The following is a 23693-nucleotide window of genomic DNA, read 5'->3' on the forward strand; positions in this document are numbered from 1 at the left end:
ACCACAGGAACGACACATGGCCAACGGCAAAGACAAGAACAACGGCGGCAACCTCGGCTTCGAGGCCGAGCTCTTCAAAGCCGCCGACAAGCTGCGCGGCAACATGGAACCCAGCGACTACAAGCACGTCGCCTTGGGCCTGATCTTCCTCAAGTACATCTCCGATGCCTTCGAGGCCCGCCACGCCGCGCTGCTGGCCGAGGATCCACAGGCCGCCGAAGACAAGGACGAATACCTCGCCGACAACGTGTTCTGGGTGCCGAAGGATGCACGCTGGTCGCACCTCAAGGCCAACGCCAAGCGCCCCGAGATCGGCACCCTGATCGACGACGCCATGCGCGCCATCGAGAAGGACAACGAATCCTTGAAGGGCGTGCTGCCCAAGGACTACGCCCGCCCGGCGCTGAACAAGGTGATGCTGGGCGAGCTGATCGACCTGATCTCCGGCATCGCCATGAACGAGGGCGGCGACAAGTCCAGGGACCTGCTGGGCTGCGTCTACGAATATTTCCTCGGCCAGTTCGCCGGCGCCGAAGGCAAGCGCGGCGGCGAGTTCTACACCCCGCGCTCCGTGGTGCGGGTGCTGGTGCAGATGCTCGAACCCTACCAGGGCCGGGTCTACGACCCCTGCTGCGGCAGCGGCGGCATGTTCGTGCAGAGCGAGAAGTTCGTGCTGGAGCACGGCGGGCGTATCGGCGACATCGCCATCTACGGCCAGGAGAGCAACTACACCACCTGGCGCCTGGCCAAGATGAACCTGGCCGTGCGCGGCATCGACAGCGACATCCGCTGGAACAACGAAGGCAGCTTCCACAAGGACGAACTGCGGGACCTGCGCTTCGACCACGTCCTCGCTAACCCGCCCTTCAACATCTCCGACTGGGGCGGCGACCGCCTGCGCGAAGACCCGCGCTGGCAGTTCGGCGTGCCGCCGGTAGGAAATGCCAACTACGCATGGTTGCAGCACATCTACTGGCACCTCGCCCCCTTCGGCACCGCCGGCGTGGTGCTGGCCAACGGCTCCATGAGCTCCAACCAGAGCGGCGAAGGCGAGATCCGCAAGGCGATGGTCGAAGCCGACGCTGTGGATTGCATGGTGGCCCTGCCCGGCCAGTTGTTCTACTCCACCCAGATCCCCGCCTGCCTTTGGTTCCTGGTCCGCGACAAATCCAACGGCAAGCGCGGTAACGCCACTCTGCGTGACCGGCGCGGCGAAGTGCTGTTCATCGACGCCCGCAACATGGGCACACTGGTGGACCGTACCCGGCGCGAACTCACCGATGCTGATATCCAGAAGATCGCAGAGACCTACCATGCCTGGCGGGGCGAGAAGGAGGCCGGCAATTACGCTGACATCCCCGGCTTCTGCAAGAGCGCCAGCCTCGAAGAAATCCGCAAGCACGGCCATGTGCTCACGCCCGGCCGCTATGTCGGGGCGGAAGCGGCCGAGGACGACGGCGAGGCCTTTGTCGACAAGATGCAGCGACTCAGCGCGCAGTGGCGCGAGCAGCAGGAAGCGGCGCGGCTGGATGCGGCCATTGAAGCCAACCTGAGGGAGCTTGGGTATGGCGGTTGAGGAACTCGTTGGCCATATTCCAGATGGCTGGACATACACCACGCTGGGCAAGGCTTGCGCGGATGGTGGCGGCGACATCCAGGCTGGCCCCTTCGGAAGTCAATTCCATGCTGCGGACTATGTTCCGGTCGGCGTACCTTCCATCATGCCGCAGAACATTGGCGATAACCGGATAAGTGAATATGGGATTGCGCGAATCACGCCCGAAGATGCAACGCGCTTGAGCCGATACCTCGTTCGAGAGGGGGATATCGTTTACAGCAGGCCCGGTGACGTCGAGAAACGAGCATTGATTCGCGCCAATGAAGATGGCTGGTTATGTGGAACGGGTTGCTTAAGGGTCCGTCTCGGAGACAAAGGCGCCAACTCAAGCTACGCGGCCTATTACTTGGGGCATCCCAGCGTCAGAGAATGGATCGTTCGCCATGCTCATGGCGCAACCATGCCCAATCTGAATACATCGATATTGTCTAGTTGCCCGTTTGTAATTCCGCCGCCAGCTGAACAACACGCCATCGCCCACATCCTCGGCACGCTGGACGACAAGATCGAACTCAATCGCCGCCGCAACCAGACCCTGGAAGCCATGGCTCGCGCCCTGTTCAAGGACTGGTTCGTCGACTTCGGCCCCGTCCGCGCCAAGATGGAAGGCCACGACCCCTACCTCCCCGCCGATCTCTGGCAACTCTTCCCCGACCGCCTCGACGACGAAGGCAAGCCGGAGGGGTGGGAGATTGTTTCCGCGAGCAAGTTCATCGAGTTCAACCCGACCGAACCTCTGCGTAAGGGCACGCCCGCGCCTTACCTGGATATGGCCTCTCTACCAACATCGGGCAGTTGGCCAGAACCACCGATCATGCGGGACTTCCGTAGCGGGATGCGGTTTCGTAACGGCGATACCTTGTTGGCGCGAATTACGCCATGCCTGGAGAACGGGAAGACCGCATTCGTACAGTGCCTGCCTGATGACACAGTCGGATGGGGATCGACGGAATATATCATCATGCGGCCCAAAGCGCCGGTTCCAGCCGCGTACGCATACTTGCTCGCGCGAGATGATGCTTTTCGAGAACACGCAATCAGAAGCATGACCGGGACATCTGGCCGGCAGCGCGCACAGGGTGATTCGGTCGCCGCATTCAAGCTGGCATCACCATGGGACGAGGATCTCTGGCATGCATTCGAAAGGCAGGTTTCGCCAACATTTGAAAGCATCAAGTCCAATGCGAAGGCATCCGAGACGCTCTCAGCACTCCGCGACACCCTGCTGCCCAAATTGATCTCCGGCGAGCTGCGCATCAAGGATGCCGAGAAGTTCATGGAGTCTGTGGGATGACGCTCATCACCAAGATCAGCCGCCTGCGCCATCCGGGCGTCTTGCGTGACTTCAGTTGGCCTGCTGACTTGCCTTCCTTTGGCCGTTACAACTTGATCTACGGCTGGAACGGCAGCGGCAAGACTACTCTCAGCAACCTCTTTCGTGCACTGGAGTTGAGAAGGCCACCGGAGGCTGAGGTAACGCTGGCCACCGCGAACACCACCATTGCTGGCAACGACTTCGCCCAAACGACTTTGCCGGTTCGGGTGTTCAATCGTGACTTCGTGGCTGCCAACGTGTTTCCGGTGGGCGGTGGCGAAGTCCCCCCGATTTTCGTTCTTGGCGAGGAAAGTGCGGAGAAGCAGGCGCGGGTCGAGCAGTTGAAAGGCGAGCAGGCCACGACGCAGAAGGCGCTTGATGCCGCGCGGCAAGAGAAGGCCAAGGCCGAAAGGGCCCTCGACAAGCATTGCGTGGATCGCGCCACCGTCATCCGTGAAACCTTGCGGTCGTCGGGCAATAACATCTACAACAACTACGACAAGGCGCGCTACAAGCAGCGCGTTGCGACGATGCAGAGCGCCGGCGACAAGACGAACCACCTGCTCAGCGACGATGAGCGGGAGCGCCTGGTCAGCCAAAGCAAGGCAACGCCAAAAGCCCCTGTCCTCGAAGTGCAGCTTAGGCTGCCCGATCTCCAACAACTCACTGACACCACCCGTCAGCTACTGCAGAAGTCGGTGGTGTCGTCGGCCATTGCCACGCTCAAGGCTGACCCGCAGTTGTCTGCATGGACCCGCGACGGACTGGGTCTGCATCAGCAGCGCGATGCCGCGCATTGCCTGTTCTGTGAGCAGCCGCTGCCCGATGGCCGTATGGCGGCGCTTGAAGCCCACTTCAGCACTGAGTACGAACAACTGTTGAGTCAACTGGATACGCAGCTAGGTGAGCTTGAGGCAAACTCCCGTTCGGTCGGCCAGATTTTACTGCCCAATCGCGCAGAGCTTTACGAAGACCTCGTTGCCGATTTTGATCAGGTGAAGACGCAACTTGACTCAATCACCACCTCAATTGCCGACTACTTGGAAACGCTGATCGCAGCCCTGAAAGACAAGAAGCAGAAACTTTTCGAGACGCAGTCGCTGGACGTCGCTGTTCCCGATGTCCAGCAATCGGTCATTGACGACATCAATGCCATCGTTCGGCGCCACAACCAGGCCTGTGCAGATTTCGAAGGCCATGTCAGGACGGCCAGAAAGAAGCTGGAGGCCGATTCCGTCGCAAGTTCCCTCGATGAGTACCAGAGCCTGGCCGACGCGGTGCAGACTCAGGAGACGGCAATCAGTGAGGCAAGTACCCAGATCCAGCAAGTGGCTGGCCAGATCTCACGGCTCGAACGCGAGATCATCGAGCATCGCCAGCCAGCGGAGGAGTTGAACGAGGACTTGCACAGTTACCTTGGCCACGCCGAACTTCAGCTTGATGTAATGGACACCGGCTACACCATTGCGCGTAACGGCGCACCCGCCCGGTCTTTGAGCGAAGGCGAAATGACCGCGATCGCGCTGCTCTATTTCCTCAAGACGTTGAAGGATCGCCGCTTCGAGATGGACAAAGGGCTGGTTGTGCTGGACGACCCGGTTTCCAGCCTCGATGCAAATGCTTTGTTTCTCGCTTTCGGCTATATCCGGCGCTGCGTGGATGACGCTGCCCAGATAATTATCCTGACCCACAATTTTGCGATGTTTCGCCAAGTGCGTAGTTGGTTTCATCACCTTAGGGATCAGAACAAGAAGGACATTACCAAGCGACCGGCACGATTTTATATGATGGACTGTTCGTTGACTGAACACGGCCGCCGCTCGCGCATAGCGCCACTCGACCCACTACTGGAGCAGTTCGAGTCGGAGTATCACTATTTGTTTGCCCGTGTTTACCGCAGGACGAAAGAACAAGCACAGGGCGGACTGGAGAAGAACTACATCTTCCCGAACATGGCGCGCCGGTTACTCGAAGCCTTCCTTGCATTTCGTCACCCACAAAACGCCGGCGAACTGCGACGGAAATTGCAAGGCATCAACTTTGACGAAACCAAGAAGCTGCGGATTCTACGCTTTCTGCATACGCATTCACATGCTGACGCGATCGTTGACCAGGAGCACGATCCGTCCGCACTTGGCGAGGCAAAGTCCGTGCTGACAGATCTGCTTGCACTTATTCAGCACGAGGACACCGCTCATTACGACGCGATGGTGGCGCTGGTTGATCCGCCAGTTGAGGAAGCGCCATGACCCGCATCCCCGTCAACCCCGAGTTGCTGACCTGGGCGCGCAAGCGCGCCGGGCTGGATATGCTTGCGCTGGCGGGGAGGTTTCCGAAACTCGGCGAGTGGGAAGCCGGAGAACTGCAACCCACTCTGCGGCAACTGGAAGACTTCGCCCGTGCGGTGCATGTGGCGGTAGGCTACCTCTTCCTGCCTGCTCCGCCACAGGAGCCGCTGCCGATTCCCGACTTCCGCACTCTGGCAGATCGCGACCTGAGCCGGCCCAGCCCCAACCTGCTCGACACCATTTACCTGTGCCAGCAACGGCAGGACTGGTTCCGCGACTATGCCCGCGTGCACGCGCTGCCTGCGCTGGACTTTGCCGGCAGCGCCACGCTGCAGGACGCGCCCGAACGGGTGGCCGAGGCGATGCGGCAAACCCTGGCGCTCAGCATGGCCGAGGGGCTGCAATGCCCGACCTGGACGGACGCCCTGCGCTTGTTTGTAGGCAAGGCCGAGGATGCGGGCGTACTGGTGATGGCAAGCGGCGTGGTCGGCAGCAACAGCCACCGCAAGCTGGCCGTCGAGGAGTTTCGCGGCTTTGCGCTGGCAGATGAGCTGGCGCCACTGGTGTTCATCAATGGCGCCGACAGCAAGGCGGCACAGATGTTCACCCTGGCCCACGAGCTGGCGCACCTGTGGCTGGGCGAGAGTGGCATTTCCGACCCCGAGGCGGGTCGGCTGGCCGAACCGGGTATCGAACGCTGGTGCAACGCCGTGGCGGCCGAATTTCTGATGCCGCTGGCCCTGCTGCGGCAGGACTATCAGGGCGGTGTGCCTATCGCGGAGGAGATTCAGCGCTTGGCGCGCAGTTTCAAGGTCAGCACGCTGGTCGCCCTGCGCCGCCTGTTCGATGCGGGGTTTATCGACGAACCCACCTTGTGGCAAAACTACCGCGAAGAGCTGGCGCGCATCCGCAGGCTGGACCGGGGCGGCAGCGGAGGCGGCGACTTCTACCGCACCTTGGGCGCGCGCACCGGCAAGCGCTTTGCCCGCGCCGTGCTGTCGAGCACGCTGGAAGGACAAACCCTGTTTCAGGATGCCTTCCGCATGCTGGGCGTGCGCAAGACCTCCACCTTTTATGAAGCGGCGCGCGAGCTGGGAGGGACCCCATGGGCAACATCGTGATTTTCGAGTCCGGCGATCAGCCGGTACAGGTGCGGCTGGAGGGCGAAACTGTTTGGCTGAACCTTCAGCAACTGACTGTACTGTTCGGGCGCGACAAGTCCGTGATCTCCCGCCACCTCAAGAATGTCTTTGACAGCAAGGAGTTGGAGCGCGATTCAGTTGTTGCAAAAAATGCAACAACTGCCGCCGACGGGAAGACTTATCAGGTCGAGTATTTCAACCTCGACGCCATCATCTCGGTCGGCTACCGGGTCAACTCCAGTCGCGCCACCCGCTTTCGTCAGTGGGCCACCACCGTGCTGCGTCAGCATCTGGTCGATGGCTATACCCTGAATCAGCAGCGTCTCAGGGAGCGCGGTATCGAGTTCGAGCAGGCGCTGGACCTGCTCTCGCGCACCTTGGCCAACCAGCAACTGGTCAGTGCCGAAGGTGAGACGGTGCTGGGCGTGATCGCCGACTACGCCCGCAGTTGGAGCTTGCTGCAAGGCTACGACGAACAAAGCCTTACCGGGCAGACTGCCAGACAATGCGGGATGCAGGCGCTGAATCTGGATGATGCGCTGGTGGCCATTGCCCAACTCAAGGCGGAGCTGATCGCCAAAGGCGAGGCCACGGAACTCTTCGGCCAGTTACGCGGCGCCGGGCTGACCTCAGCCATCGCCACCATCGAGCAGGGTTTCGGCGATGAACTGTTCTACCCCAATGTCGCCAGCCGGGCAGCGCATCTGCTGTATTTCGTGATCAAGAACCACCCGCTGGCCGATGGCAACAAGCGCACTGGCTCCTTCCAGTTTCTGTGGTATCTGCGCCTGAACCAGCACTTGCTGGAGCGGCCCGTAGATCGGTTGGTCAACGACAACACCCTGGTGGCGCTGGCACTGCTGGTGGCCGAGAGCAAGCCGGAGCAGAAGGAATTGATGGTGAAGCTGGTGGAGCATTTTGTACTGCTAAAAGACAGTGCCAACACAGGGGGCATCTGATGGCATTTCTCTCCGAAGCCCAACTGGAAACCGCGCTGCTGGAGCAGCTGGCCGGGCTGGGCTTCGCCTGCGCCTCGGACGAGGTCATCGGCCCTGACGGCAAGCAGCCGGAGCGGGACGCCTACGACGAGGTGGCGCTCAAGGCACGACTCACCGCCGCCGTGGCGCGGCTGAACCCGGCACTGCCACCCGAGGCGCAAGCCGACGCCATTCGCCGCCTGACGCAGTCGGAACTGCCCAACCTGCTGGAGGAGAACCGCCGCATCCACCGGCTGCTGACCGAAGGCGCGGATGTGGAGTACTACGCCGAGGACGGCACGCTGACGGCGGGCAAGGTGCGGCTGATCGACTTCGAGCGACCCGCCAACAACGACTGGCTGGCGGTGCAGCAGTTCACGGTGGTAGCTGGCCAGGCTAAACGTCGGCCGGACGTGGTGGTGTTCGTCAACGGCCTGCCGCTGGCGGTGATCGAACTCAAGGCGCCCGGCGGCGAGAACGCGACGCTGGCCGGCGCCTTCAATCAACTACAGACCTACAAACAGCAGATTCCGGCGCTGTTTCGCAGCAATGCGCTGCTGGTGACCTCCGATGGCCTGTCTGCACGGGTGGGCTCGCTGTCGGCGGATCAGGAGCGCTTCATGCCTTGGCGCACCACCGACGGCACCCGGATCGAGCCCAAGGGGATGCCGGAGATGGCCACGCTGATCGAGGGCGTGTTCGAGCAGGGGCGCTTCCTCGATCTGTTGCGCCACTTCACCGTGTTCGGTGAAACCGGCGGCGGGCTGATCAAGATCATCGCCGGCTACCACCAGTTCCACGCGGTCAAGAAGGCGGTGATCTCGACACTGCGGGCGAGCCAGCGTGCCGTGGCCGAGGACCCAGACGTCTACGGACTGCCCAGCGTCAAGGACCAACCGCCCGGCGACCACAAGGCCGGGGTGATCTGGCACACCCAGGGTTCCGGCAAAAGCCTGCTGATGGCGTTCTATGCGGGCCTCCTGGTGTTCGACCCCCGCATGGCCAACCCCACGCTGGTGGTGTTGACCGACCGTAACGACCTGGACGACCAGCTCTTTGCCACCTTCGCCATGTGCAAGGACCTGCTCCGGCAGACGCCGGTGCAGGCGCAGGACCGCGAGCATCTGCGCACCCTGCTCAACCGCGCCTCCGGCGGCGTGATCTTTACCACCTTGCAAAAATTCTCCCCAGCGGCGGACGAGACCGATTTCCCGGCGCTGACCGATCGCTCCAACGTCGTGGTCATCGCCGACGAGGCCCACCGCAGCCAGTATGGCTTCAAGGCCAAGGTCGCCAGCAAGACCGGCGAGATCGCCTACGGCTTTGCCAAATATCTGCGCGACGCGCTGCCCAACGCCTCCTTCATCGGCTTCACCGGCACGCCCATCGAGGCCACTGATGTGAACACCCCGGCGGTGTTCGGCCACTACATCGACATCTACGACATCAGCCGCGCGGTGGAAGACGGCGCCACGGTGCCGATCTACTACGAATCACGGCTGGCGCGCATCGAACTGGACGAGGACGAGAAGCCGCGCATCGATGCCGAGATCGAGGCGCTGCTGGAGGATGAGGACGAACCCAGCGCCGAACGCACCAAGCAGAAGTGGAGCACGGTCGAAGCGCTGGTTGGCAGTGACAAGCGACTCGCGCTGGTGGCCGCCGACCTGGTGCAGCACTTTGAGGACCGGGTGGCGGCGCTCAATGGCAAGGCGATGATGGTGTGCATGAGTCGGCGCATCTGCGTGGCACTCTACGACGAGATCATCAAGCTACGCCCCGACTGGCACAGCAGCGACGACAACGCCGGCAGCATCAAGATCGTGATGACGGGCGCGGCGTGATCTGTTGGCCAAGCGTGCCCGTGATCCGCAGGACCCGCTGCGGCTGGTGATCGTGCGCGACATGTGGCTGACCGGCTTCGATGCGCCCAGCATGCACACCATGTATATCGACAAGCCGATGCGCGGACACGGCCTGATGCAGGCCATCGCCCGCGTCAACCGCGTGTTCCGCGACAAGCCGGCGGGCCTGATCGTGGATTACATCGGCATCGCCCAGAACCTGAAGTCGGCGCTGGCGCAGTACTCGAAACCCGACCAGGACAAGACCGGCATCGACCAAGCCGAAGCCGTGGCGGTGCTGCTGGAGAAGTACGAGATCGTGCGCGACATGTTCCACGGCTTCGACTACCGCACGGGCCTGGGCGGCACGCCCGGCGAACGGCTGGCCATGATGGCCGGCGCCATCGAATGGATTCTCGACAAGCAGCAGCAATGGGCGGCAGCGGAGAAGACCCCTGATGGCAAGAAGCAGGCGCAACGGCGCTTTGCCGATGGCGTGCTGAGTCTATCGAAGGCCTTCGCGCTGGCGGCAAGTTCGGATGAAGCGCGCGGTATCCGCGAGGAAGTCGGCTATTTCCAGGCCATCCGTGCCGCGCTGGTCAAGACGGCGGGCGGCTCAGGCGCCACCCGGCAGGATCGCGAGCTGGCCATCCAGCAGATCGTCAGCCGCGCCGTGGTCTCTACCGAGATCGTCGACATCCTCGCCGCGGCCGGTATCCAGACGCCGGACATCTCCATCCTCTCCGATGAGTTTCTGCTCGAAGTACAGCAGATGGAGAAGAAGAACCTGGGACTGGAGGCGCTGCGCAAGCTGCTCAATGACAGCATCCGCTCGCGCACCCGCACCAACGTGGTCGAGACCCGCGCCTTCACCGAACGGCTGGAAGACGCCATTGCCCGTTACCACGCCAACGCCATCACCACTGCCGAGGTGCTGCAAGAGCTGATCAAGCTCGCCCAGGACATTCGCGCTGCACGCAATCGCGGCGAGGAACAGGGCCTGTCGGACGAGGAGATCGCCTTCTACGACGCGCTGGCGGAAAACGAATCTGCCCTGCAGGTGATGGGTGACGACAAGCTGCGCGTGATTGCCCACGAGCTGCTGGTCAGTTTGCGCGAAAACGTCGCCGTCGATTGGGCCCACCGCGAATCGGCGCGAGCGCGCCTGCGCGTGCTGGTCAAGCGCATCCTGCGCAAGTACGGCTACCCGCCCGACCTGCAGGACGCGGCGGTGCAGACCGTGCTGCAGCAGGCCGAGGTGCTGTCCGCCTCATGGCAGCCTGGGCATTCACGCGCATGAGGGCCTCCAGTTATTCGAAGTTTTCGAATAACTGCCTCCGATGGCAAATACGCCAACACCAACACACGCCGGCGCTGAACAACGGGGAGTCAGCCTGATGAGATTCAGCCCAACCTGGTACCTGCTCGAACAGGAAGGACTCCTGGCCCAAGCCTGCCTCTGCAATGGCCTCACGGCGCTGCGCCGCGCCAATCTGGGGGACAAGAAGGGATTGTTCTATTCGGTGTTCTTCGAGCTATCGATTGGTCTTGAGCGGGTGTTGAAGCTGGTCTTGATCCTCGACCATATGGCGCGCAACCAGCTGGTTCCTCCCGACAGTAAAACCGTCGAGGGCTATGGACACAAGCTTCGTGCCCTCTTCGACGCCTCAAGGGTTGTCTGCGCTACGCGCAACGTGACCGCACTCGATGGATTTCAATCCGACTCATTGCCGATCGTAATCTTGGGCTTCCTTGACGATTTTGCTCACCCTGGAGGGCGCTATTCCAACATCAACAAGCTGACCGGCCACAGGCATCAGAAAATGGTCGCCCCGATCGCACGGTGGGGCGAGATTGCGAGCCAGATCATGCAAACGCAGGCCACCCCGCGGGAACGCGAACGAGCTCAGATGAACGGACGGATGGCAAGTATTGCGTTTGGTGACGCTGCAGCCAGCCTGATGAGTGATCTCGACCAGCAACACATGGATGTAGCGCCGCTGCACGTCCGAGCCTCGGAACTGGATACCGCCGCCAAGTACGCCATCCACGCACTGGTCACCCTGATCGCCGTGTTGCGCGATGTGATCGACTCGCTTTGTGACAGTGCGTGGGCGGTCAATCGGGCCGCTCAATCCGGCGCAGCTGAGGTGCCAGCCATGAAAGAGTTTTTCCAGTTTGCCTGGGCTGACAAACAGTACGTGATGCGGAAGCGGCAGTGGCCATGACCGATTGAGACAAGATCCTGCTTCTTGGGGCAGTGCCGCCCGACAACTGTAAAGGCATCCTTGGCGGGGGGCGGCCGGCGGCAGACCCTCCGATCAAAGGCTGCTTTAATGCTGGCGCTTAGTATTAAAGAATGCTTTAATACGGCAAGTTCACATTAAAAATGACTTTAGCATGAAGCGGACCACGGGCACTTACGCCATCTCGACCACGCCGGGTGAACCGGTTTGGGTCTTCGTCCCACATCCCCTGCCGCCCAGCAACCCTGAGCTGGCCCCAGAGGCGTATGCCGACCTGAATCATCAGGCAGAGCTGGCGCTCGCCCGCCTGTCCGGGGTGTCCGGGCTGGTGCCGTCGGTGGACTGGCTGCTGTACAGCGCGATCCGCAAGGAGGCCCTGCTCACCTCACAAATCGAAGGTACCCAGGCGACATTGACCGATCTGTTCGACAAGGAAGCAGGTTTCGCCGTCAGCAACACGGACGATGTCGAGGAAGTCACCAACTATCTGCGCGCCTTTCGGCTGGTGCAGGACAACCTGCGCGATCCCAACGGGCTGCCCATCAGTGTGCGCCTCCTGTGTGAGGCCCACCGTGTCCTGCTGGACGGGGTGCGAGGTGCCGGGAAGCAGCCCGGCGAACTGCGGCGCTCCCAGAACTGGATCGGCGGTACCCGTCCGGGCAACGCCGCCTTCGTGCCGCCACCGGCCGACCGGGTGGCAGATCTGCTGGGCGACCTGGAGCAATTCATTCACGACGAGGCAGGCACGCTGCCGCCGCTGGTCAGGATCGCGCTGGCACACGCCCAGTTCGAAACCATCCACCCCTTCCTCGATGGCAATGGTCGCATTGGGCGCTTGCTGATCGCCGCACTGCTGGAACACTGGGGATTGCTGGCGGAACCGCTTATGTACGTCAGCGGTTACCTGAAGCAGCATCAGGCCGAGTACTACCGGCGCCTGTCGATCATCCGCACCGAAGGCGACTGGGAATTCTGGGTCGCGCTCTTCCTTGAAGGCGTGGCGACGGCCGCCAGTGACGCCGAACGCAGCATCATCGCCATCGCCAGCCTGATCGCGGCGGATCGGCGCCGCCTGCTCGAAGCACCCAAGGCCAGCCCCGCCAGCTACCGGCTGTTCGAGTTGCTGCCCATGATGCCGCGCTTCACCATCGAGCGGGTGCGGCAAAAACTGGAAACCACCTTTCCGACCGCCACTGCCGCCGTCAAGGTACTGGAAGATCTGGGCATCGTGACGGAAATGACCGGCCAGAAGAAGAATCGCAGCTACAGCTACCAACCCTACATCGAGCTGCTGTCGCGGTGATCACGCGGGAATTCGCACCTGTCTGCATGGGTCCGAAATGGCTGACCGAAGACCCATTCCTGCGGTCAACCGTCCGCCACCAATTTACAAAAAGACAGACCCGTCCACTAACTCATTGAGGTAAGTCCCCGGCTTTGCCGGGGGACTCACCGAGGTTTGACCTGTACAACGGTCATCGTGAACCTGAAATCTCGACCAAGAGAAGGAGGTTCACAATGAAAGAGTACCAGAGTCTTTCCCACACCCGGTGGGATTGTAAGTATCATGTGGTGTTCATCCCGAAGCGGCGGAAGAAACAGATTTTTGGTGCGCTCAAGCGGCATCTTGGAGAGATATTTCATGAGCTTGCCGGGCACAAGGAATCGAAAATAGTAGAAGGTCACCTGATGGGCGACCACGTTCATATGTGTATCAGCATTCCGCCGAAGTATGCGGTTTCGAACGTGGTGGGCTACATCAAGGGTAAGAGTGCGATCCAAATCGCCCGGCAGTTGGGGGGCGGCAGAGGAACTTCATCGGGGAGAATTTCTGGGCGAGGGGATATTTTGTGTCCACGGTGGGTTTGGATGAGGCTATGGTTCGGGCGTATATCCGCCATCAGGAACAGGAGGATGAGCGTATTGACCAGATGAAGCTGGGCCTGTAAACAGCCGCCTTGGGCGGCTCATGATTTTACGGCGCCTTCGAGGCGCTCACCCAATAAGCCCCCGGCTTTGCCGGGGGTGATTTAACTGCGTCCGGTTGCTGGGCGGGGTTTCTTTTTCTGCGTATTGTCAGCGACTTACGTTGCTTTCACGGGTGTCCGCGCTACCGCCCCGATTACTCCCTTTTCGGAAAATCCGTCATACCCCACTTCTCTTTCGCCTGACAATTTTCCGCATTCTTCCCCCATTCTCCGGACCTCGTCCGGTTTGCTGCATTTTTTCCCGCAACCGCTGTTCGGCGATATTGTCGGAAAACTGGTTGATTCTCTTCATGATTGAAGTCAAACAGGTCGTTGATCTCCATGGTCGGTCGCTCCTCATTGTGGGTTATGCCCTTACATACCGGAGAGACGGAGAAAGTGCCGGGCGGCGGCTGAAGTTTTTTTGTACTGACAACCATTGGGCTTACTTACCGGATGGCATTGCCAAGTGTCGGAAAATCCTAAAACAACTTGCCAATTTTCCGTTTTTCACATGCGTTGTCGCCTGCTATATTGAGGGCCGTAATTATGCGTTGGGCAAACTTCGTTCGTTCGCTGGCATGAAACTGTCGTGCACCAGGAATTGAGGCAAACCGATATGGCTAAGGCACCGGAAAATTTTGCGGAGATCGTCAAAGAGGTGCGCCAGCAACTTGGACTCAGCCAGGAAGAGCTGGCCCATGAACTGGGCGTGAGCTTTTCCACGATCAACCGCTGGGAAAACCGCAAGACGGTGCCCTTCAAGCTGGCGAGGAAGCAATTCGAAGCCTTTTGTGAGCGGATGAAAGAGCAGGGGAAGTTGAAGCATGCCCCGGACTGAAGCCCAAACCCGCTCGGATCTGATTGACAGCCAGGTCGCCCAGTCGGGCTGGAACGTCAAAGTCCCCACCCAGGTCGTCGAGGAGTTCGACATTCTGACTCCGCTTCCCCAGGGAGTTGCCGAACCGCGTACACCTTATGAAGGGCATCAATTCAGCGACTATGTGTTGCTCGGCAAGGACCACAAGCCCCTGGCCGTGGTCGAGGCCAAGAAATCGAGCAAGGACGCAGCACTGGGTCGCGAGCAGGCCAAGCAATACTGCTACAACATCCAGAGACAACGGGGGTGAACTGCCGTTCCGCTTCTACACCAACGGGCACGACATCGATTTCATCGTGGTCTCGGTAAGCCACCCCGACTACAACACCCTGGGCGCGTCCATCAACAAGATCACCATGGCCACCTTCGGCAAGCGCGAGACCATCGGACTCCGTGCACAGGGGATTCTTAACGATTTCCGCAAAGATTTTGAACAAGGAAAAGACAAAGAGCAGCTTATCGCCGAAATCAACCGCCGCTCGGCGACTCGGTGGAAAAGGTCCTGCTCATCAAGACCATTCTCGACAGCGCCGATATCGCCGCCATCCATCCTGACCTGAGCGAGCAGCTGGCTTCATTCTTCAAGGAGCTCTATTCCCAGCAACTGCTCGACCTTAAGGCACTACGGGAAAAAATCGGCCAGATTGTGATGAACACTATCAGGCATTCATGCAGGCGAACACCACCGGCAAATGTCCGTTCTGCGGCCTCGGCGACATCAAGGGGGTGCATCACACCAGGCGCGAGGCTTATGACCATTACCTACCCAAGGCGCTCTATCCCTTCAATTCGATCAATTTCCGAAATCTTGCACCGGCCTGCCACGAGTGCAACAGCACCTACAAACTCAGCAAAGACCCGACACACAATGCAGCTGGACGGCGCAAGGCTTTCTATCCCTATACGACCGGTGCCTCCCCAATCGAAATCACTGTCGAACTCAACACCTCGGATATTGATCACCTGAAACCAACCGACATCCAACTCACCTTCGGCCCGGCCGCTGTCCACGAGGAGATCGAGACCTGGAAAGAGGTGTACGGTATTGATGAGCGTTACAAGGCGAAATGCTGCGATGGTGACGCCAAGGACTGGCTTGAGCAGCTGCGTATTCTGCGCGATGCTCACAGCATTGCACCGGACGCCTCCCTTGCCACCGTTCAGCAACAGACCGCGAAAGCGCCGGTTGCCAACAGCAACTTCCTGAAACTGGCCTTACTCGAAGGCTGCCAGCGGGCCGGTCTGTTTAAGGCTATTGCAATGGAGGGAGCCGCGCCATGACCTTTGCCCCCCACATTCATCATCACCAGCCGCAAGACCCAAGCGATCACCCGTATCGAAGAGGCATCTTCTGCGTGGAATCGTTTTGAGCTGGGGCACTGCACGACATCGTTTGCGCCATTTCAAACAGCCAGGGAGGCAACATGAAATATCAGCCGCCCTACACCATCACGCCGGCAATTGTGAATCTGGTTGCCGAAATTGGCGAAGCCATCGACCGCTACACTGTGCTGGCGGAACAGAACCTAACTCCGCGCCTGCGCCGGGAGAACCGCATCCGTACCATCCAAGCCTCGCTGGCCATCGAGAACAACACGCTCCCCCTTGGACAGGTAACCGCCGTGATCGAGGGCAAACGGGTGTTGGGGCACCCCCGCGAGATTCAGGAAGTGCGTAACGCCTTTGCGACCTACGAAGCCATGGATGACTGGGACGCCAGCGCCGAGGAGGATCTGTTGGCGGCTCACGAGTTGCTGATGCGCGGGCTGGTGGATGAAACGGGTCGATATCGATCCGGCGGGGTTGGCATATTCCGGGGGGAGCAGTTGGTGCACATGGCTCCCCCCGCTGATCGTGTGCCCAAGCTGATGGAGGATCTGCTAAGTTGTCTGGAAAACACCAACGAACATCCCTTGGTGGCCAGCTGCGTCTTTCACTACGCGTTTGAATTCATCCATCCCTTTGCCGACGGCAACCGGCGGCTGGGACGGCTGTGGCAAACCCTGATTCTCCGGAACTGGAAACCGCTGCTGGCTTACCTGCCGGTGGAGACCGTGATCCGAGATCGTCAGGAGGATTATTACCGGATCCTCGCGGTGGCCGACCAACAGGCGAATGCCACACCGTTTATCGAGTTCATGCTGGGCGCGTTGCACGATGCCGTGCGCTAGGCTGTATCGACCGACCAAGTAGGCGACCAAGTAACAGCACTGATCCGTGCGATTGGGAACGGTGAGTTGGGCAGCAACGATTTGATGCAGGCTTTGGGTTTGTCTCACCGCCCCACGTTCCGGAACAACTACTGCTTACTTGCATTAAACACCGATATGCTGCATCTTGGTGATATGGCTAAGATGCAGCAACTGACATGTGATGAGAAGACCCGAAGGATTCTGGAACAGCGGAGGAGCAGCCAAACGGAATTGCACAGAAACGTGTTTCGGGCACGCATTATCTTGGGGTGCCTGGACGGACGAGGTGTCATGGAATTGGCGCGGGCACTCAACACCCGTCCCAACACAGTCATCAAGTGGCGCGATCGCTTTGCCGCGGGAGGACTGGCGGGGCTGGAAGATCGGCCACGGCCCGGTGCGCCTCGGCAGTTGCCGCCCGATTTGCGCGAGCAAATTCTGGGCGTTTTGGAAGAATCGCCGCCCCCTGGACAGGCGGTGTGGGATGGTGGTGCCGTGGCCCGGCGCTTGGGCGTTTCGCCACACGCGGTATGGCGGGTTTTGCGGCAGGAGGGAATTTGCCTGCAACGGCAACGTTCCTGGTGCGTTAGCACCGATCCGGAGTTCGTGGCCAAAGCCGCCGATATTGTCGGGCTCTATTTGGCGCCACCGACCAACGCGCTCGTAATTTGCGTGGACGAGAAACCGAGCATTCAGGCGTTGGAGCGGGCGAGCGGTTACGTGGAGACCGACAGCGGAAAAATCGTCCGGGGCTTCAAAAGTACCTACAAGCGCCATGGCACACTCAACTTATTTGCGGCGCTGCAAGTAGCCACCGGGCACGTTCACAGCGCAACTACCGCCACGAAAACCCGCGAGGATTTCTTGGCCTTCATGGACCAAGTCGTCGCCGAGACCCCGGCGGACCAGGAATTACATGTGATTTTGGACAACTATTGCACGCACAAGCGCAACGAGGACTGGTTGGCCAAGAATCCCAGGGTTCATTTTCACTTTACGCCAACCTCGGCCAGTTGGTTGAACCAAGTGGAAATCTGGTTCGGTATCCTGAGTCGGAAAGCCTTGCGCGGGGCCAGTTTCTCCAGCATCGCTGAGTTACGGAACGCTATTGAAACGTTCATTGCCAACTATTCCCAAAATCCACGCCCATTCAAATGGCGCAAACGCGAAGTGCACGGCAGTCAACTCAAAAATACTATCGTTAATTTACGTAATTAAGCACTACCTTAATCCGGCGCTGGAAGACGAATGGATCGAGCGCACACAACCCGATTCTCCGCGCAGCCCGACCCAGCGCTATAGGTTAACCGGCAAAAGCCAGCGGTGGCTGTTAAACCATGCCAATGGACGGAAGGTAACTACCAAGTTCACCGAGACCTTGCGCAAGGATCAGAAGGCAGCGGTGCGGGAGATCATTTTTCCTGTTCTTTTCCTTTTCCTAGTCGATCAGCAACCGACCGGCCTAATCTATCCCCAGCCCCTGAGCAAGGAATCTACCCCTACGGGGAATACTCCCAGCAGGAAAGCGGCGATAAATCCCATCCAGCTTCGCATCGTACGCTTCGATAGTATTCAGATCGTTCCGGCACGCTTGCATGGCGCGGGCGAACGCCTGGCAAAATTCACTCTCCAAACTTACCAGTCGAATGCCGCCGGTAAGCCGAGAGGTAATATCCACCAGCACCATATTCAAGCGCCACCGCACCGTGTCATCCGGAATTGAAGGGACGTACCCGTGGTTTGCAACTGGGTGGACCGGACATTCCTGCCATTCAATCAACGGCCGATGCACGAAACGGCCGCCCTCGAATGCCGATTGATCGAACCGGACGCAGACAAAAGGTATCCGCTCGACTTCCACCAGGACGAACTCGGCGATTCCGGTGACAAAAGCTTGGCTCTCCGCGGCGGATGGGTGGAGTACGCCCAGCACCAGATCGCAACTGGTATTGCCCGCCGCACCGGCCTCTCTTTCCTGCGTGAAATACCGAAACACACACCCCTTGCCGATCGGTCTGGGGTAGGGACGCCCAACTCTCGGGTTGAGCCGGTGTGTCATGGGATTTTCTGACTGCTGCGCCATAAAGATGTTCTACCGGTGTTGGGAGGTACAAGGGACAAGTCTGTAAGCATTCCGACATTTTGAACGCCAATCGCGAGAAGCTCTGCCGTCCTGAGTTGCTGTATTCCGCATGAGTCCGCGTCGCCGACATGGCCGCGTTCACTTATCAGCCTCAGGCAATTTATATCAAGCAATATTACTGCCAACACAGGTATGGCGATGACAATGAAATGTCCGGGCTCTTACTGTGCGTAAAGAAAGTAAAGTCCTATTCGAATCACCCTCACCCCAACCCTCTCCCAGAGGGTTCATCTTTACCCACAAATCTCAAAAACCATGCAAAACAAATAACTTATAATTTTTGCTGTCTTTTGCCGATAATATTGATTTTATTGACAGTTTCTTAATTTTTGGGCAAAGGTAAACCCAGAGGTAGAGGGGCTCTTGTGGCTTTACCTTATTGACCATTAGTAACTGCTGTCACGCGAATGTTTGGCCTACTTTGGCATGATGCGGTGTACGATCAGCCGGCAGACCCAACTTCGTTTATCGAATTCATGCCGGGCGCGAGACTGTAGCAACCGATCAAGTAGGCGATCAAATAGCGGCATTGATCCGCGCAATCGGGACCGGCAAATTGGGCGGCAACGATTTGCGGTCCTAAAGCACCTGCTGCATATCCCGCAACCCGACTCCTCGCCATATTCCGTTTTTCCACATTTACAATCACTTACACTCGCCGCAAAAATTTTTTTTGCCGGGAGTGAGGGATTAGCCCCGCCCATACGTCTTTAGGTTTAAGGATTAACAAAAAAGGTATCGTCATGACGATCAAGCAAGGCCGCCCATTTTCGAGCCGAACGGTCGATTCGACGGGAACTCGATCCGCCGAAGCCGGAACGACGAGCGCACCGGAGTTTCCTTCCGCCCGCTATTTCCAGATTCATTTCGAGTATCTCGAACAGTTGCTAGGCGACATACGTTTGCACCTGGATGCGCTGCGCCAGCAAGTCGCCGATTTTCAGCAAAGCTCCGGTTCCGTCGGAAACGAAGCGTACCAATGCTCTATGCCGGAAAGACCGGCTGTACACCAAGCCGCCGAGGAGCCCGCGACGGAATACTATGCGCCGCCTGCCCCGGCCGGGCCGGCGCTTTCGCTCCAGGAGGTCGGCAAGCGCCAAAAGACACGGCGAAAGCCTTCCAGCGCCGTCGGCCCCGTGTTCGGAACGGTATCCGGAGAATGAGCGCCTATTTCGTTTCCGGGAATACCCCGTATGATGGGTCCGGAGGTCCCCCCGTCGCGATAGCCGATGTTCCGTTCACCTGGAAGCGACCGCTCGCCGTGCTTGCCGCTATTTGTCTGGCTGCCGTTCTGCATGGTCTGCTCTTGTTCTGGTACGTCAATCGTCCGGAACCGCTGCCTTTCACTGAAGCGGCACCCCTACCGATGATCGACATGGTTTTGTCGGCACCGCCCGCACCGGCGGTCACCCAGCCGGATACGCCTCCCCCGCCGGTACCCCCGAAGGAAGAGAAAAAACCCGATCCCAAACCGGTGAAAAAGCCCAAGCCCAAGCCGAAACCGGTGCGAAAAGATTCCGCGGTCAAGAAAGCCGAGCCGCAAGAGCAGGAAACGGTTGATAGCGCGCCGCCGGCACCGGCGGCGCCTCCCGCGCCTGTCCAAGACCGCGCGGCTGCGCCACGCAACGACACCTACACACCCGCCAGTTCGAACGCCAACTACCTGAACAATCCAAAACCGATTTACCCCGGCATCGCCCGCCGCCGCCACTGGGAAGGCCTGGTCGTACTGAGGGTTTACGTCACCGCCGATGGCCATTGCGGCAAGGTGTCGGTGCAACGTTCGAGCGGCCATGACGTGCTTGACGAAGCGGCGCTCGAGGCGGTGAAGAAATGGCGCTTCGTGCCGGCGAAGCGCGGCGACGTCGCACAAGCAAGCTGGGTCACGGTGCCCATCGAATTCCAACTGGAATAACCCGGAGGAACGGAGCGTCTCATTGAACCAGTCGGGCAATGGCCGGAATTTCGTCCTTGACGGCCGGCTCTCGCATGCCACAGTCCGTCCATCGCCGCAAATCGGCGGTTCCCTTTGCGGTAAGCGAATAAGCGGGCAGCCAACATCGGGATTCAGGGGCCACGGCTGATCCTCGGCCAACGAGACGCGTCCTGGACATTAAAAAAACTAGAGTGAAACGCGAGAGGAGATCATGTTAAACCTGTCGGAAACCGCCATCGTCGATGGCACTCTCTGCTTGCTCGGCTGCTTTTCCCTGCTGACCTGGAGCGTGATTCTCCTGAAGGCGGGGGAACTTGGCCTCAACAAGCTGCGCAACCGCACCTTCCTGAATTCCGTCCGTAACGGTCTGGAGACGGGTTCCGACCCGGACCTGCCGGCCGGCGGCGCAGCTCAACTCGCCCGGGTGAGGGCGTGCGGACTGAAGACACTGGCTCAGGCCAAGGTACAGCTCACATTACGCGGCGATATGTACGAAGCTTGGCACGACCTGATGGAACGCGCCATGCGCCTGCAGGTTCAGAAGGAAAAGGCCCGCATGGACTCAGGTCTCGGCTGGCTGGCCAGCATCGGCAGCACGGCCCCGTTCGTGGGCCTGTTCGGCACCGTGTGGGGCATCATGCACGCCCTCAAGGACATAGGCGAAAAGGGCTCAGCGAGCCTTGAAGTCGTGGCGGGTCCCATCGGCGAAGCGTTAATCGCAACTGCCTTGGGCATTGCCGTGGCGATTCCGGCAGTCATCGCCTACAACTTCTTCCTGCGCCAGAACCGGCGCATCGTGGTCACGCTCGACCACTTTGCCAGCGAGTTTCTGCATGCAACGATCCAGAACCATCTAACCCAACAAACGGTGACCGAAAATGGCCGTACAACTGCCCACTGACGATGACGGCGGCGAATTGAGCGAAATCAACGTCACGCCGCTAGTCGACGTGATGCTGGTGCTCCTGGTGGTGTTCATCGTTACCGCGCCGCTACTGACTCAGGTAGTCCGGGTGAAATTACCCGAGACCGAACAAACCGAACCGGCACCCGACCAGCATATCGCCATCCTCAGCGTGACCGCAGACGGACAGCCGCTGGTGGACGATCGTCCGGTCCCGCTGGCATCGCTGGAAATGGAATTGAAAGCCTTACAGGAACGCGATCCGGACATCCGTGTTCAACTCCAGGCCGACCGGGCGGCGATATTCGATGCCGTGGCCAAGGTCATGGCCAGCGCCCAGCGTTCCGGAATAGGCAAGCTGTCCTTCGTGACCGTCCAGCAATAAAACAGGACTGCCTGCCGGCCGCGCCCTTCGCTGAACCGAAAGACGGAGTCTGCCGGATACCGGGCTGGGTCATGTGCTTCGTCCACCAACCTGGGAGGGTCGTCTGTCCACGAAGGGGCTCCCTGCGGACAGAAACGACGCTGCCGGGCACGTCCGCCGGCACTGCCATTGGGCGCATGGCGGCTTCACTCGATCGGTAATGCCGCACTTCTTTGCGCAGCCTTCCTCGCTCTTGATACCCGAATAAATACCCTCATTACCTGCAACTCGGAGAAAAATCGGACCGACCAAGCGACTGCGGCCATTCGGTGAAAAATCGGTGGCTCCCATCCGGCCTGCCGTGGTTCATCAGATGCAATATATTTAGCGAATGAAAGTCTGAATGGTCATGGAGGTGTGCAGAATGAATATCGATGTCTCGAACATCCGAAACGACAGGTCGCTTTCCTGTCTCCTTTATTTGTATCTGTGGCCGCTCTGGATCTTTGAGAACGTCAACGTCGGTTCGTTCCTCGAGCGCGCCGCAGCTTACCGCCGCAACCGCTCGAGGCGTGTCTACCTACCCGGCTACACCGCGAAATGGACCGTCATATTCGGGCTGCTCATGGCCATGCTGTCCGCGCTCGAATGCATGGGAAACGTCTTTGCCGCATGGAAATTCTCGTTCATGCTTCTCGCATGCGGAACCGGCATACTGGCGATTCTCGCGTTCGTGGTTGTGGTGATGACCATCGCCATCTATCTGTTGCTGACTCATTGGAAGTTCTGAGAGTCGGCCTGCGCCGCAGCCGACAGGCCACGAACGCCGGAAGTGTTGCGCGCATCAGCTGCTCTCACCGAACTCGGCCCGGGACCTTCCGCTCTAATCCGATCGGACGCTGTCCTCATGCAAGATCCACATGCCCTTCCCGGCGCGTCCAAAACCTTTCGACACGCCATAAGGACTTTTCCTTCCGAGGAGCCTCCTTTACGCACGCGGCATTTCAACGTCCACAGTAGCAAGGGATCATCGCCGGCACCTACTGCGAAACAAGAAAGAAAGGCGTAAATTAAGGCTTTCCAGGGCCGTAGGCCGCGCAGATCGCGAGGTAGCCGAGCTCTCGATCCTGCGCGACCGCAATGTTCGGCCGTCGAACTTTCCTGAAAGGTCAACACGATGCTGAGACAAATGATTTCGGAACGGCTGAAAGCCGATGCCAAAAATCTCACCGAGAACGATATCAAGCGGGTGATGGAAAAAGCCGACAACATCAAACAGACCTTCGAGTCCAAAGGCCCGCTCGGGCGTTTTCTAAGAGATGCCAAACTGATGATGGCGCTGCTGCGGGACTACCGGAACGGCACATATCGCGAAATCCCATGGTATGCGCTTTCGGCAGTCGCCGCCGCCCTCCTCTACGTCTTGAGCCCGCTCGATTTCATTCCGGATGTGATCCCGATCCTGGGGTACACGGACGACGCGCTGATGATGAGCGTCTGTCTGCTGCTGGTCGAGCACGAACTTGACGACTACCAATCGCGAACGACCGGCAAGCCCGCCTGAACCGGCGAATTCCACCATATCGGGCACGTATCGGCGCCTCGTCTGTCAGAACCGGCGGCTTCGATCAATGCTCTCCGATATTCCGATAGGTAAGCCCACGTATTTTCCGAACCGGCTTCGAACGATTTAATATTTGCCGCTCGGCCGGTATCCGCTGCCGTTTGCAGATGGTTTCGCCGATTACGAAACGGGAAGTTTCATTTCGGGCACCCCGGGAGCCATGGCTTCCGGCCCTCTCCGGAGATGGCGGGTACCCGTACCGAGCGATGGTACCGCAGACATATGCGGTCGGCCTTCCGGGTCCGGAAATTCA

General features: G+C 59.5%; 21 protein-coding genes and 4 pseudogenes. 23 read left to right on the plus strand and 2 right to left on the minus strand.

Translation table 11 applies throughout. The annotated features are described in order from the left end of the window. Positions 1-16 precede the first annotated feature (16 nt). From sS8_RS08410 to tnpA, 9 genes and pseudogenes are all read left to right on the plus strand, one after another. Positions 17-1576, plus strand: a complete 1560-nt coding sequence (locus sS8_RS08410) for a class I SAM-dependent DNA methyltransferase (protein ID WP_119629264.1) — start codon at positions 17-19, stop codon at positions 1574-1576. Beyond that, positions 1566-2912 (plus strand): restriction endonuclease subunit S, encoded by a 1347-nt coding sequence (locus sS8_RS08415; protein ID WP_119629265.1) that lies wholly within the window; start codon positions 1566-1568, stop codon positions 2910-2912. The genes sS8_RS08410 and sS8_RS08415 overlap by 11 nt, the downstream gene beginning before the upstream one ends. After that, complete coding sequence (locus sS8_RS08420) at positions 2909-5182, plus strand: AAA family ATPase (protein WP_119629266.1); 2274 nt, start codon at positions 2909-2911, stop codon at positions 5180-5182. Before sS8_RS08415 ends, sS8_RS08420 begins: the two co-directional genes overlap by 4 nt. Next, positions 5179-6342: an ImmA/IrrE family metallo-endopeptidase gene (locus sS8_RS08425; RefSeq protein WP_119629267.1), complete on the plus strand. Its 1164-nt coding sequence runs from the start codon at positions 5179-5181 to the stop codon at positions 6340-6342. Before sS8_RS08420 ends, sS8_RS08425 begins: the two co-directional genes overlap by 4 nt. Beyond that, complete coding sequence (rhuM, locus tag sS8_RS08430) at positions 6327-7322, plus strand: RhuM family protein (protein ID WP_119629268.1); 996 nt, start codon at positions 6327-6329, stop codon at positions 7320-7322. Before sS8_RS08425 ends, rhuM begins: the two co-directional genes overlap by 16 nt. Next, positions 7322-10484, plus strand: a pseudogene (locus tag sS8_RS29885) (type I restriction endonuclease subunit R). The gene rhuM and the pseudogene sS8_RS29885 overlap by 1 nt, the downstream one beginning before the upstream one ends. A 97-nt stretch (positions 10485-10581) precedes the next feature. Next, entirely contained in the window at positions 10582-11412 is an 831-nt protein-coding gene (locus sS8_RS08440; RefSeq protein ID WP_145986453.1) for a hypothetical protein, read from the plus strand. Positions 11413-11584: 172 nt separating this feature from the next. Continuing rightward, positions 11585-12733, plus strand: coding sequence for a Fic family protein (locus sS8_RS08445; RefSeq protein ID WP_119629270.1), 1149 nt, complete (start codon positions 11585-11587; stop codon positions 12731-12733). A gap of 215 nt (positions 12734-12948) precedes the next feature. Continuing rightward, positions 12949-13379, plus strand: a pseudogene (tnpA, locus tag sS8_RS08450) (IS200/IS605 family transposase). Between the two features lie 173 nt (positions 13380-13552). Here tnpA and sS8_RS08455 read toward each other — a convergent pair. Continuing rightward, positions 13553-13741 (minus strand): hypothetical protein, encoded by a 189-nt coding sequence (locus tag sS8_RS08455; protein ID WP_197716717.1) that lies wholly within the window; start codon positions 13739-13741, stop codon positions 13553-13555. 275 nt (positions 13742-14016) lie between these two features. On the opposite strand from sS8_RS08455, the gene sS8_RS08460 reads away from it, so the two are divergent. The 8 genes and pseudogenes from sS8_RS08460 to sS8_RS29725 all read left to right on the plus strand — a co-directional run. Further along, entirely contained in the window at positions 14017-14238 is a 222-nt protein-coding gene (locus tag sS8_RS08460; protein WP_119629271.1) for a helix-turn-helix domain-containing protein, read from the plus strand. Beyond that, positions 14225-14527, plus strand: a complete 303-nt coding sequence (locus sS8_RS08465) for a hypothetical protein (RefSeq protein WP_197716718.1) — start codon at positions 14225-14227, stop codon at positions 14525-14527. The genes sS8_RS08460 and sS8_RS08465 overlap by 14 nt, the downstream gene beginning before the upstream one ends. 46 nt (positions 14528-14573) lie before the next feature. Beyond that, the gene (locus sS8_RS28015; RefSeq protein WP_170160875.1) at positions 14574-14837 is read left to right on the plus strand and encodes a hypothetical protein; all 264 of its coding nucleotides are present in this window, start codon (positions 14574-14576) and stop codon (positions 14835-14837) included. 109 nt (positions 14838-14946) lie between these two features. Then, positions 14947-15558 (plus strand): HNH endonuclease, encoded by a 612-nt coding sequence (locus sS8_RS08470; protein ID WP_197716719.1) that lies wholly within the window; start codon positions 14947-14949, stop codon positions 15556-15558. Between the two features lie 143 nt (positions 15559-15701). Next, positions 15702-16448: a Fic family protein gene (locus tag sS8_RS08475; protein ID WP_119629272.1), complete on the plus strand. Its 747-nt coding sequence runs from the start codon at positions 15702-15704 to the stop codon at positions 16446-16448. 36 nt (positions 16449-16484) lie between these two features. Then, positions 16485-16598: pseudogene (locus tag sS8_RS29890) on the plus strand (Fic family protein); the annotation flags it as partial. Between the two features lie 33 nt (positions 16599-16631). After that, complete coding sequence (locus sS8_RS08480) at positions 16632-17687, plus strand: IS630 family transposase (RefSeq protein ID WP_408631165.1); 1056 nt, start codon at positions 16632-16634, stop codon at positions 17685-17687. Then, positions 17683-17766 (plus strand): annotated as a pseudogene (locus sS8_RS29725) (Fic family protein); the annotation flags it as partial. The gene sS8_RS08480 and the pseudogene sS8_RS29725, both read left to right, overlap by 5 nt. Positions 17767-17931: 165 nt before the next feature. On the opposite strand, the gene sS8_RS28020 reads toward sS8_RS29725, so the two are convergent. Then, a complete protein-coding gene (locus tag sS8_RS28020; RefSeq protein WP_170161001.1) occupies positions 17932-18552 on the minus strand; it encodes a hypothetical protein in 621 nt (206 codons plus the stop codon). An 803-nt stretch (positions 18553-19355) separates the two neighbouring features. On the opposite strand from sS8_RS28020, the gene sS8_RS28025 reads away from it, so the two are divergent. From sS8_RS28025 to sS8_RS08515, 6 genes are all read left to right on the plus strand, one after another. Next, positions 19356-19775, plus strand: a complete 420-nt coding sequence (locus tag sS8_RS28025; protein ID WP_170161002.1) for a hypothetical protein — start codon at positions 19356-19358, stop codon at positions 19773-19775. Beyond that, positions 19772-20527 (plus strand): energy transducer TonB, encoded by a 756-nt coding sequence (locus tag sS8_RS08495; protein ID WP_170161003.1) that lies wholly within the window; start codon positions 19772-19774, stop codon positions 20525-20527. Before sS8_RS28025 ends, sS8_RS08495 begins: the two co-directional genes overlap by 4 nt. 232 nt (positions 20528-20759) lie before the next feature. After that, positions 20760-21449 carry a MotA/TolQ/ExbB proton channel family protein gene (locus sS8_RS08500; protein WP_170161004.1) on the plus strand — a complete coding sequence of 230 codons (690 nt, stop codon included), beginning with the start codon at positions 20760-20762 and terminating at the stop codon, positions 21447-21449. Beyond that, positions 21427-21837 (plus strand): ExbD/TolR family protein, encoded by a 411-nt coding sequence (locus tag sS8_RS08505; RefSeq protein ID WP_119629276.1) that lies wholly within the window; start codon positions 21427-21429, stop codon positions 21835-21837. Before sS8_RS08500 ends, sS8_RS08505 begins: the two co-directional genes overlap by 23 nt. A gap of 403 nt (positions 21838-22240) precedes the next feature. Then, the gene (locus tag sS8_RS08510; RefSeq protein ID WP_145986454.1) at positions 22241-22606 is read left to right on the plus strand and encodes a hypothetical protein; all 366 of its coding nucleotides are present in this window, start codon (positions 22241-22243) and stop codon (positions 22604-22606) included. A 387-nt stretch (positions 22607-22993) separates the two neighbouring features. Further along, on the plus strand, positions 22994-23380 hold the full coding sequence (locus sS8_RS08515) for a YkvA family protein (protein ID WP_119629278.1): 387 nt from the start codon (positions 22994-22996) through the stop codon (positions 23378-23380). Positions 23381-23693: the final 313 nt, after the last annotated feature.

This window comes from Methylocaldum marinum, assembly GCF_003584645.1.
Classification (GTDB): Bacteria; Pseudomonadota; Gammaproteobacteria; order Methylococcales; family Methylococcaceae; genus Methylocaldum; species Methylocaldum marinum.

What these genes read in the sequence shown, in the direction of transcription:
- sS8_RS08410 (WP_119629264.1), top strand. Translation starts at nt 17, where the DNA reads ATGGCCAACGGCAAAGACAAGAACAACGGCGGCAACCTCGGCTTCGAG.
- sS8_RS08415 (WP_119629265.1), top strand. Translation starts at nt 1,566, where the DNA reads ATGGCGGTTGAGGAACTCGTTGGCCATATTCCAGATGGCTGGACATAC.
- sS8_RS08420 (WP_119629266.1), top strand. Translation starts at nt 2,909, where the DNA reads ATGACGCTCATCACCAAGATCAGCCGCCTGCGCCATCCGGGCGTCTTG.
- sS8_RS08425 (WP_119629267.1), top strand. Translation starts at nt 5,179, where the DNA reads ATGACCCGCATCCCCGTCAACCCCGAGTTGCTGACCTGGGCGCGCAAG.
- rhuM (WP_119629268.1), top strand. Translation starts at nt 6,327, where the DNA reads ATGGGCAACATCGTGATTTTCGAGTCCGGCGATCAGCCGGTACAGGTG.
- sS8_RS08440 (WP_145986453.1), top strand. Translation starts at nt 10,582, where the DNA reads ATGAGATTCAGCCCAACCTGGTACCTGCTCGAACAGGAAGGACTCCTG.
- sS8_RS08445 (WP_119629270.1), top strand. Translation starts at nt 11,585, where the DNA reads ATGAAGCGGACCACGGGCACTTACGCCATCTCGACCACGCCGGGTGAA.
- sS8_RS08455 (WP_197716717.1), bottom strand. Translation starts at nt 13,741, where the DNA reads ATGGAGATCAACGACCTGTTTGACTTCAATCATGAAGAGAATCAACCA.
- sS8_RS08460 (WP_119629271.1), top strand. Translation starts at nt 14,017, where the DNA reads ATGGCTAAGGCACCGGAAAATTTTGCGGAGATCGTCAAAGAGGTGCGC.
- sS8_RS08465 (WP_197716718.1), top strand. Translation starts at nt 14,225, where the DNA reads ATGCCCCGGACTGAAGCCCAAACCCGCTCGGATCTGATTGACAGCCAG.
- sS8_RS08470 (WP_197716719.1), top strand. Translation starts at nt 14,947, where the DNA reads ATGCAGGCGAACACCACCGGCAAATGTCCGTTCTGCGGCCTCGGCGAC.
- sS8_RS08475 (WP_119629272.1), top strand. Translation starts at nt 15,702, where the DNA reads ATGAAATATCAGCCGCCCTACACCATCACGCCGGCAATTGTGAATCTG.
- sS8_RS08480 (WP_408631165.1), top strand. Translation starts at nt 16,632, where the DNA reads ATGCAGCAACTGACATGTGATGAGAAGACCCGAAGGATTCTGGAACAG.
- sS8_RS28020 (WP_170161001.1), bottom strand. Translation starts at nt 18,552, where the DNA reads ATGGCGCAGCAGTCAGAAAATCCCATGACACACCGGCTCAACCCGAGA.
- sS8_RS28025 (WP_170161002.1), top strand. Translation starts at nt 19,356, where the DNA reads ATGACGATCAAGCAAGGCCGCCCATTTTCGAGCCGAACGGTCGATTCG.
- sS8_RS08495 (WP_170161003.1), top strand. Translation starts at nt 19,772, where the DNA reads ATGAGCGCCTATTTCGTTTCCGGGAATACCCCGTATGATGGGTCCGGA.
- sS8_RS08500 (WP_170161004.1), top strand. Translation starts at nt 20,760, where the DNA reads ATGTTAAACCTGTCGGAAACCGCCATCGTCGATGGCACTCTCTGCTTG.
- sS8_RS08505 (WP_119629276.1), top strand. Translation starts at nt 21,427, where the DNA reads ATGGCCGTACAACTGCCCACTGACGATGACGGCGGCGAATTGAGCGAA.
- sS8_RS08510 (WP_145986454.1), top strand. Translation starts at nt 22,241, where the DNA reads ATGAATATCGATGTCTCGAACATCCGAAACGACAGGTCGCTTTCCTGT.
- sS8_RS08515 (WP_119629278.1), top strand. Translation starts at nt 22,994, where the DNA reads ATGCTGAGACAAATGATTTCGGAACGGCTGAAAGCCGATGCCAAAAAT.